10 protein-coding genes are annotated in these 8,285 nt (G+C 60.0%); 3 read left to right on the top strand and 7 right to left on the bottom strand.

Features of this window, described 5'->3' with window-relative positions:
* Positions 1-43 precede the first annotated feature (43 nt).
* The 7 genes from CXY73_RS21790 to CXY73_RS02755 all read right to left on the bottom strand — a co-directional run bounded on the left by CXY73_RS21790 (position 44) and on the right by CXY73_RS02755 (position 5,517).
* Positions 44-208, bottom strand: coding sequence for a hypothetical protein (locus tag CXY73_RS21790; protein ID WP_158254004.1), 165 nt, complete (start codon positions 206-208; stop codon positions 44-46).
* Positions 209-242: 34 nt separating this feature from the next.
* Positions 243-557, bottom strand: a complete 315-nt coding sequence (locus CXY73_RS02780) for a transposase (RefSeq protein WP_104176766.1) — start codon at positions 555-557, stop codon at positions 243-245.
* 360 nt (positions 558-917) lie between these two features.
* Positions 918-2,192, bottom strand: coding sequence for a TRAP transporter large permease (locus tag CXY73_RS02775; RefSeq protein WP_104176765.1), 1,275 nt, complete (start codon positions 2,190-2,192; stop codon positions 918-920).
* On the bottom strand, positions 2,185-2,766 hold the full coding sequence (locus CXY73_RS02770) for a TRAP transporter small permease (protein ID WP_104176764.1): 582 nt from the start codon (positions 2,764-2,766) through the stop codon (positions 2,185-2,187). Before CXY73_RS02770 ends, CXY73_RS02775 begins: the two co-directional genes overlap by 8 nt.
* Positions 2,767-2,778: 12 nt before the next feature.
* Positions 2,779-3,822 carry a TRAP transporter substrate-binding protein gene (locus CXY73_RS02765; protein ID WP_199185264.1) on the bottom strand — a complete coding sequence of 348 codons (1,044 nt, stop codon included), beginning with the start codon at positions 3,820-3,822 and terminating at the stop codon, positions 2,779-2,781.
* Between the two features lie 58 nt (positions 3,823-3,880).
* Positions 3,881-4,660 carry an SDR family NAD(P)-dependent oxidoreductase gene (locus tag CXY73_RS02760; protein WP_104176763.1) on the bottom strand — a complete coding sequence of 260 codons (780 nt, stop codon included), beginning with the start codon at positions 4,658-4,660 and terminating at the stop codon, positions 3,881-3,883.
* A gap of 2 nt (positions 4,661-4,662) precedes the next feature.
* Positions 4,663-5,517 carry a sugar phosphate isomerase/epimerase gene (locus CXY73_RS02755; protein WP_199185263.1) on the bottom strand — a complete coding sequence of 285 codons (855 nt, stop codon included), beginning with the start codon at positions 5,515-5,517 and terminating at the stop codon, positions 4,663-4,665.
* Positions 5,518-5,675: 158 nt separating this feature from the next.
* Between CXY73_RS02755 and CXY73_RS02750 the strand changes: the two genes are divergently transcribed.
* From CXY73_RS02750 to CXY73_RS02740, 3 genes are all read left to right on the top strand, one after another.
* Positions 5,676-6,380 (top strand): GntR family transcriptional regulator, encoded by a 705-nt coding sequence (locus CXY73_RS02750; RefSeq protein ID WP_104176761.1) that lies wholly within the window; start codon positions 5,676-5,678, stop codon positions 6,378-6,380.
* 109 nt (positions 6,381-6,489) lie between these two features.
* On the top strand, positions 6,490-7,260 hold the full coding sequence (locus tag CXY73_RS02745; protein ID WP_104176771.1) for a transketolase: 771 nt from the start codon (positions 6,490-6,492) through the stop codon (positions 7,258-7,260).
* Positions 7,257-8,246, top strand: coding sequence for a transketolase family protein (locus tag CXY73_RS02740; RefSeq protein WP_104176760.1), 990 nt, complete (start codon positions 7,257-7,259; stop codon positions 8,244-8,246). Before CXY73_RS02745 ends, CXY73_RS02740 begins: the two co-directional genes overlap by 4 nt.
* Positions 8,247-8,285 lie beyond the last annotated feature (39 nt).

Below are 8,285 nucleotides of genomic sequence, written 5' to 3'. Positions count from 1 at the left end.
TGCCGGCATCTTGTTCGGTGCAAATCTGACCATTGCGTTCTCCTTACTCGGGATTCGCAACGACCAGTAGAAACGGCCCCTCGTCGGAGTCGCCGTGGAACCACGCCACTTTCTGTTCGATGACCTCTCGCCGAATCATGCGGTTCGACGGCTTGCGGTCGAGCCAGACGTAGTATCCCGATCGGGACACTTCGAGCAGGCGGACCATGCGGGTGATGGTGAAGTTGGTCTTCTTACGCCAATCAGTGCGAACGCTTTACGCTCGTATCCGACGCTTCCTGGGCGAAGAAGATGGACGCTTTTTTTAGGAACGCCCGATCAAGTTTCAGGTCCGCGTTCTCTTTCCGCAACCGAAGCAGCTCGGCCCGTTCCGACTCGGTGACTCCGGTCTCGCCGGTGTCATTTCGGGCCTTGAAAGCGCTGACCCACCGGCCCAGCGAGGCCTCGTTGATGCCGAGCTCGCGGGCCACGGTCGCGACCGCCCTGCCGGTGTTGATCACCAGCTTCACGGCCTCGTCTTTGTACTCAGGAGTGAACTCCCTGCGTGTCTTTCCCATGTGAACATTCTCTCTTGTGAGGTGTCCACCCAACGGGGGCAAGGCCAATCAGAGATTCAGGTTCGTTCGTCGGGATTCGCTAGCGGCTTGTTTTCCGTTCGACTTTAGTGGTGACGGCACCGACGACGCGGGTAATGATGATGTCTTCGACGAGTCCGTGGATGTTGATCACCTCGCGGCACAGCTCGTCTTTGAACTCCTGGGTGAAACGCCTACGTGCTGCGATCAGACTAATCTCTATTTCCGGTACACCCTCATTTAGGGCCCACTGTCCGAGATATCTACAGCAGCTCAGCAGGAGGTGGCCATTTTCCGCGGTTGCCTCGAGCTAGGTGAGACGGGTTTTGTCATGTTTCCTACCTACCTGAAGAACGAGGTGACCTGTGGCACGTACGTGACCAGGACCAGGACGACAATCGACGCTGCGTAGAAGGGTACGAGCGCCTTCACCGTTCGTTCGATGGGCACCTTTGCAATCGACGACGAGATGTACAGCGTCGTTCCCACCGGCGGGGTGAACAGGCCGACACCGAGGTTGAGGATCATGATGATTCCGAGCTGTATCGGGTCCATGCCGATCGCTGTTGCGAGCGGCATGAATACTGGGGTCAACAACAGGATCGCAGGCGAGAGGTCCAGGAACGTGCCCACTAGCAGCAACACCAGGTTCAGCACCAACAGGATGAGGAACGGGGAACTCACGTTTTCGATAAACATCGTGGCGAGCTGCTGCGGAGCCTGCTGTACCGTGAGAAACCAGCTGAGCGATGATGACATCATGATCAGAAGCATGACGACACCGGTCGAGGCTGCAGCGTTGACTATTGATCGCAGGAAGTCCCGCATTGGCAGGTCGCGGTAAAATACGACGCGCACGATAATCGCGTACAGCGCCGACAACACAGAAACCTCGGTCACGGTGGCGATCCCGCCGAGCAGCACCACTCGGATCATGATGACGGGCATCAGGATTGCCGGCATTGCCAGCAGCAGGTCCTTCAGCAAGGACTTGATCGTAAACTTCAGCCGAGTCCGAGGGAACCCCTCTTTGACCGCGACAGTCCAACACACAATGGCGAAAGCGAACGCGAGGATGACCCCTGGTACGATGCCGGCTACGAAAAGCGCGGCGATCGAAACCCCCGAGGCGGAAGCGAACAAGATCATGGGGATCGAGGGAGGCAGGATAATGCCGAGGATCGACGTCGAAGAGTTTACCGCAGCGGCGAAGGGCGCCGGGTAGCCGACTTTCGTGCTCCACGGAATTAGCACAGAGCCGAGGCCCGCCGCATCGGCGACGGCCGAACCAGAAACTCCGGAGAACACAACGGATGTCGCGATGCTGGTTTGGCCAACCCCACCGCGGTAGCGGCCGACAAGCTTCGTTGCGAGTCCGATAACGCTCTGCCCAAGCTTCCCGCTGGCCAGGAGGTCTGCCGTGAGGATGAAGAACGGAATTGCCAAGAGCATGAAGTCGCTCGACGGTGAATATGCGGTTTGGGCGACAATTTGTAGTGGGAAGTCACCGACCAAGGCCAGTCCGACCAGCGTTGCAAGTAGTAGCGCGAACGAGACGGGAATGCTCAGCGCGAGAAGCGCGAACAGCACAAGGAAAGCGATACCTACTTCAATCATTGATTTCCTCCTGGTGATGGGTCCCACGGAACGCCGTCCACAGCCGGCCCGCGGACTGGACCGCCAGGCTAATGGCCATGTAGATGAACGCGGAGTAACTTCCGATCATCGGCCAACCGAGAATCGTCGACTTCTGATATGAGAACGGCGTTATCAGCAACGACGCGACATCGACCAGGAAAACCAGGGTGAGCGTGCTGACCAGCCACACGCCGGTGTCCAACCACCGGCGCTTGCGGCGGGAAAGCTTGCTGACGAAGAAATCCACCGCGAGATGCCCACCTCGACCCATAGCGATGACGACACCGCCGGCAATCAGCCAAGGGAACAGGTAGGTCGGTATTTCGATCGCGAAGTCCAGACTCGAGTTGAACCCGAACCTCATGACGACACCGATCACGAGCAATGCACCGATCACAATCGTGGTGCCGATCGTGACAATGGCGCCCACATACGTGGCCCACAGGTTGACGCGATCGGTTACGAAGGATAACGGGTCTGGCTGCTCGATTGCCTGCGCGTTGTTCGGATCAAAATCCGGTACAGCGGCGGGCACCTCGACGGAGGATGTCATGTGTTGTACGTCCTAACGGGTGGCGTCGGCTTCGTCCACGAGCTTGCCGACGATCTCGGGGAATTGGCTTTCCCATTTGTCGTAAACACTCGCGGTCGCGGTACGGAAGGGATCCAGTTCGGGGCGAGTGATTTCGATTACGCTCTCGAACTCGTCGTAAATTTCATTGATTTGGGTGACCATCAAAGAGCGCTGTTCATCGCGCGCTTCGTTGGCTGCTATCTGTACTGCTTCTTGCTGTTCCGCCGTGAGGGTGTTCCAAGTGGATAGGCTGATGATGAACGGTGTCACTTCATACTTGTGACCGGTGATCGCAAGGTACGACTGCACCTCCTGAAGCTTGGAGGACTTCACATTCGTGACGGGGTTCTCCTGGCCGTCGACGGCACCCTGCTGTAGTGCAAGGTACAGTTCACCGAAGGCCATCGGCGTTGGGTTGGCACCCAGCGAATTGAAGATGTCGACCGTCATCGGGTCTTCGGGCGTGCGAATTTTCAGTCCTGCGACGTCTTCTGGGGTGTTGATGGGGCGCTTGCTGTTCGTAATGTCACGGATGCCGTTATCCCACCAAGCGAGCACCTTGAACCCAGAGTTCTCAGCAAGCACCGCGATATCGTCGCCGATTTCCCCGTCGACCACCTCGTAGGCGTGCTCCGAGGAGTCGAACAGGAACGGCAGGCCGAATAGTGCGATCTCCGGAACCAGTGCTGACACCGCTCCCTGTGAGTTGGCGGTCATGTCGAGGGTGCCCGACGTGACGGAGACCATCATTTCCGCGTCGGAGCCCAGCTGCTCGGCCCCCTGGACCTGAACTTCGAGTGTGCCGTCGCTCAACTCGGCCAAGCGCTCACTGAAGATCTCCGCGGCAATTGTGCGCGGGTTGTCTGGGGCGGCACCGTGGCCGAGCAGCAGAGTGCGCGGCTCGTCTGCGGTCGCGTTGCCCCCGCCGCCAGCGCATCCGGCGAGGATCATCACCGCGCCCAGCGCTATTGCCGATGCCTGCAGTTGCTTTGTGCGCCAATTCCTTGTTACGTCCTTGAATACCATGCGAGCCATTTAGTGCACCTCTTTGTGTGTTCTTGCTTTCGTGGTTGGTTTGTTGTGGGTGGGACAGTTAGTGGATGTGGGAGCCGCCATTGACGTCGAACGTCGCACCTGTTACGTAGCCGACCTCCGGGCCTGCAAGGTATGCGATCAGGTTGGCGACGTCAGACGTTTCACCTCCTCGGGCGACAGGGATTTCCGCAACTATTGCCGCACGTTGCTCGTTGGTGAGCTTGCCCGCCGTGATGTCGGTGCCGATGAACCCGGGTGCAACCGAGTTAATGACAACGCCGTGGTGGCCGATCTCTCTGGCAAGTGCGCGGGTCAGCCCGAGAATGGCTGCTTTTGCCGCCGAGTAATGCGTCCCGCCGAAGACCCCACCGCCGCGCTGCGCACTCACGGAGGAGAGGTTCACGATTCGCCCGTAGCCGCGTTCGATCATGCCGGGCAGGAAGGCCTTCGTGACGATGAAGGTCCCGGTCACGTTGACTCGGAAGATGCGCTCCCATTCATCGAGCTCGATGTCGAGGAACCGGGTCGGCGAGGTGATTCCCGCGTTGTTGACCAAGCCCGAGACCGCGGGAAGATCAGATGCCTCGATGGCGGCGACCGCTGCCGCCACGGATGCACCATCCGCTACGTCCACCTTCGCGGAGAAAGTCTTGACTCCGTGCTCAGCTGCGATGACCTCAACGGTGCGGCGAGCGGCCGCCCCATCGAGATCGAGGACCGCGATGGCATATCCGTCGGAAGCGAGGCGCAGCGCCGTGGCACGCCCGATGCCTCGCTCGGAGCCGGCACCAGTAATGACTACGGTCTGGTCGACCGAATTGGGAATGAGTGATGACATGACTACCTTTCGTTGGTGGTGTTGAGGAGGAGAAGAGCGATGAGGTCCCGGCTGCGGGCCGCATCAGACACGCGTTGCGCGCTCGTAATGTCGTGGGTCTCCAGCTCAAGGACGTAGTGACCGACGAATCCGGCCTGTTCAAGAGCCGAGATGACGCCAGCGAAATCTGCAACCCCGCGGCCGATTCCGAGGTTGATATCGCCGGGGACGGCGTCGCGCAAATGCACTCGCTCGATCCGGTCTGCGATGTGGATGGCCCATGCGACTTCGTCTTCTTCCGCAGCAACGACGTGGCTGATGTCGAAGACCACGCCGAAACGCTGGGGGTCCAGCCGTTCGAGGAGCGAATTCGCCCGGGTCACATTGTGGCTGAACCGCCCGAAGTGAAGCGCTTCCACGAGCACTCGAACACCGGATGCCGCGGCCCGGTCGGCAACCACCGTAAGGTTCTCGGCAATGCGGTCAAGATCGCGCCTTTCATCTGCCATCGGCTGCCAGCGTGGTGCACCGCAGGGCAGGATGATGGCGGCACCGAGCGACGCGGCGAGTCCGATTATCGGATCGGCGATGGCGCCGAACTCCTCCGCGTCAAAATCCGGGTGGTTGAGCTCGCCGATGTCAACGTTGATAGCACCGGCTTGGAGACCGCGCGCGCTCATCGCGTCGCCGTATCGCGCGGCGGTGCCGCTGAACGGGACGGGAACGTGCGAGCACACGGCAGGGATACCGCCGAGATCGATCTGGGTGATCCCAAGCGTGGTAATCGCGTCGAGGGCCTGGTCCAAAGTCATTTCGCGAAAACTGATGGTCGAGCAGCCGATGCGCTCGAGCATCGCGGCGTGGCTTTGTGAAGTCAATGTCATCTCTCCATTGAGGAACTCGGGCCAGTGAACATGGTTTCGGTCTGATTGTCAACCGTCCGACTGTCGACAGCATGGTACGGTAAGAGTAACAGGTCGCGATGGTGAGGCTCACGTGCACACCAGCCGTAGATTATCGACAGAAAGGTGCACAGATGAGCACTGATGCGCTCTCTCTCCGTGGAGTCGACCGGCAAAGCCTGCGCGAGCAGAGTGTCGAGCGATTGCGTGAAGCGATCGAAACGGGCGTACTCGCCCCCGGTCAGCGACTCATTGAAACGCAGGTCAGTGAAGCGCTTTCCGTGTCACGTGGCACATTGCGGGAAGCGGTCATGGTGCTGGTCTACGAAGGCCTTGTCATTTCAGACGGCCGCGGCCGAATCCACGTTCGGCGCATCACCCGCAAGCAGATTCAAGAGATCTTCGCCGTGCGTGGAGCTCTCGAATCGCTGGCTGCCAGGTCGCTGGCGGCCGTTCCGAATCGCGAAGCGGTGGTTGCCAAGCTGCGGAAGGCGATCGAGCCACTGCGCGACACAGATGCCGATCTCCCGGGATTAATGAACGCCGATCTCGGCTTTCATCGACTCATGGTGGAACTCACCGAGAATGAGACGCTGCTTGATTCTTGGGAACACATCTATAGCCGTGTACGCGCAACGGTCACCCGTGCCGGGGTGGAACTCGCACGGAGCAACATGAGCTGGAAACGTCATGAACCGATCATCAGCGCCATTGAGGCTGGGGATGGGGAGGCCGCCCGCGCCGTGATCCTCGAACACATGGAGGAAACGGTCGCCCGCATCTCGAGCTTGGTCTTCATCGGTGACAACGAGTCGCCAGAAAGTGGGAATCTTGTCTGAACCATCGCAGAATGCGACCACTGATCTTCTACAACTCACCTCGGTAAGCGATGAGCTCGAGGCCGAGATACGACAGGTTGCGACACGCATCCGCAGGCGCGTTCTCAAAATGGGCGAGGTGCAGGGCCAAGGGTATGTAGGACAAGGCCTGGGCTTCGCCGATGCCCTTGCGGTCGTCTACGGTTACGCCGCTAGGAGCCGAACCGGCCAACCGGAGTGGGATGGCCGCGACCGTGTACTGCTGTCTATCGGGCACTACGCGATCGCGCTATATGCAGCTCTGGCCGAGGTCGGCTATGTGGCCGAGGATGACCTCGAAACATATGGGATGGACGACAGCCGACTACCCATGTCTGGCATGGCCTCATACACGCCCGGGATGGAAATCTCCGGTGGCTCGCTAGGGCACGGCCTCGGCATCGGCGTCGGAATAGGCTTGGCATTTCGCACCCAACGGAAAGACAACCGAATTTTCGCGCTGGTCTCCGATGGCGAGCTAAATGAGGGTTCGACTTGGGAAGCGGCGGCGGCGGCGGCACACCACAGGCTGGGCAACCTGGTCGCCGTTGTTGACATGAACGGACTTCAGGCAGATGGTCCGACTCGAGATGTTCTGGGCATGGGCCCCGTCGACGCCAAATGGCGCGCGTTCGGCTGGGATGTCCACCACGTCGACGGAAACAATATAAGAGCATTGCTCGAGGCGTTTTCTGCACTTCCCGCAGCTGATTCGGACAGGCCGACTGTCATCCTTTGCGACACGGTGGTGGGCAAGGGTGTTCCGTTCCTCGAGTCGCGCGAACGAAACCACTTCATGCGAATTGACCAACACGAATGGGCGCTAGCGAACATCGCTCTTGCCGAAGGGAGCCAGGTATGAACACCCCCGCGCCGCGCCTCACTACATCAGCAATGATCGCGTCCATCGCGGAGGAAGGCCAAGCGACGCGGAAAGCGCCGTTTGGGCAGGCGCTCGCCGATCTCGCCGACGGTCGCACGGACATCGTCGGGCTTTCTGCCGACTTGGCGAAATACACCGACATGCACATCTTCCGCGACCGGCATCCGGACCGCTTCTTCCAAATGGGGATGGCAGAGCAGGTACTGCTCGGAGCTGCCGCTGGCATGGCCGAGGAGGGGCTTGTCCCATTCGCGTCCACCTATTCGGTGTTCGCAACTCGCCGGGCGTACGACTTTCTCGCGCTGGACATCGCGGAACCGAACCTCAACGTCAATATTGTGGGCGCGCTTCCCGGGCTGACCACTGGTTATGGCCCTAGCCACCAGGCGACGGAGGACATTGCTATCCTGCGCGGCATTCCAGGTCTGGTCATCATCGATCCTTGTGATGCCGTCGATATCGAGCAGGCGGTGCCAGCCATGGTCGCCCACCCCGGCCCGACATACCTCCGGTTGCTGCGCGGCGCCGTCCCGGTCGTGCTGGACGAGTACGATTACACCTTCGAGATGGGCAAAGCAAAACTGTTGCGCGACGGTGGCGACGTGCTCTTCATCTCAAGTGGGTTGATGACCATGCGCGCGCTCGAAGCGGCACGGAGGCTTGAGGCGGACCGGATTAACGTCGCCGTGCTGCACTCCCCCACGATCAAGCCACTTGACTTGGCGACGATCGCTACGGAGGTCGCTAAAGGTCGTCCCGTGGTTGTGCTGGAGAATCACTCGATCGTCGGCGGATTAACCGAGGCCATCGCCAGTGGCCTGGCGCTGCGCAAAACACCCGTTCCCCTGCACAGCATCAGTCTTCCCGACGCGTTCCTCGACGCGGGCGCCTTGCCTACCCTGCACGACCGTTATGGACTGTCCGTCACGAAAGTCATGGAACGGGTCAAGGGCATCCTCGCCTGACATTGCGGCTATCCCGGTACGATCACGGGCGTTCGCTAT

It is taken from the genome of Cryobacterium sp. Y50 (genome assembly GCF_002929805.1).
Taxonomy (GTDB): Bacteria; Actinomycetota; Actinomycetes; order Actinomycetales; family Microbacteriaceae; genus Cryobacterium.
The sequence above is the reverse complement of the archived record's forward strand: the minus strand, read 5'-3'. Positions and strand labels throughout refer to the sequence as shown.

Bases quoted from the DNA above. Each gene is read 5' to 3' on its own strand.
- CXY73_RS21790 (WP_158254004.1), bottom strand. From the start codon at position 208: ATGGTCCGCCTGCTCGAAGTGTCCCGATCGGGATACTACGTCTGGCTC.
- CXY73_RS02780 (WP_104176766.1), bottom strand. From the start codon at position 557: ATGGGAAAGACACGCAGGGAGTTCACTCCTGAGTACAAAGACGAGGCC.
- CXY73_RS02775 (WP_104176765.1), bottom strand. From the start codon at position 2,192: ATGATTGAAGTAGGTATCGCTTTCCTTGTGCTGTTCGCGCTTCTCGCG.
- CXY73_RS02770 (WP_104176764.1), bottom strand. From the start codon at position 2,766: ATGACATCCTCCGTCGAGGTGCCCGCCGCTGTACCGGATTTTGATCCG.
- CXY73_RS02765 (WP_199185264.1), bottom strand. From the start codon at position 3,822: ATGGCTCGCATGGTATTCAAGGACGTAACAAGGAATTGGCGCACAAAG.
- CXY73_RS02760 (WP_104176763.1), bottom strand. From the start codon at position 4,660: ATGTCATCACTCATTCCCAATTCGGTCGACCAGACCGTAGTCATTACT.
- CXY73_RS02750 (WP_104176761.1), top strand. From the start codon at position 5,676: ATGAGCACTGATGCGCTCTCTCTCCGTGGAGTCGACCGGCAAAGCCTG.
- CXY73_RS02745 (WP_104176771.1), top strand. From the start codon at position 6,490: ATGGGCGAGGTGCAGGGCCAAGGGTATGTAGGACAAGGCCTGGGCTTC.
- CXY73_RS02740 (WP_104176760.1), top strand. From the start codon at position 7,257: ATGAACACCCCCGCGCCGCGCCTCACTACATCAGCAATGATCGCGTCC.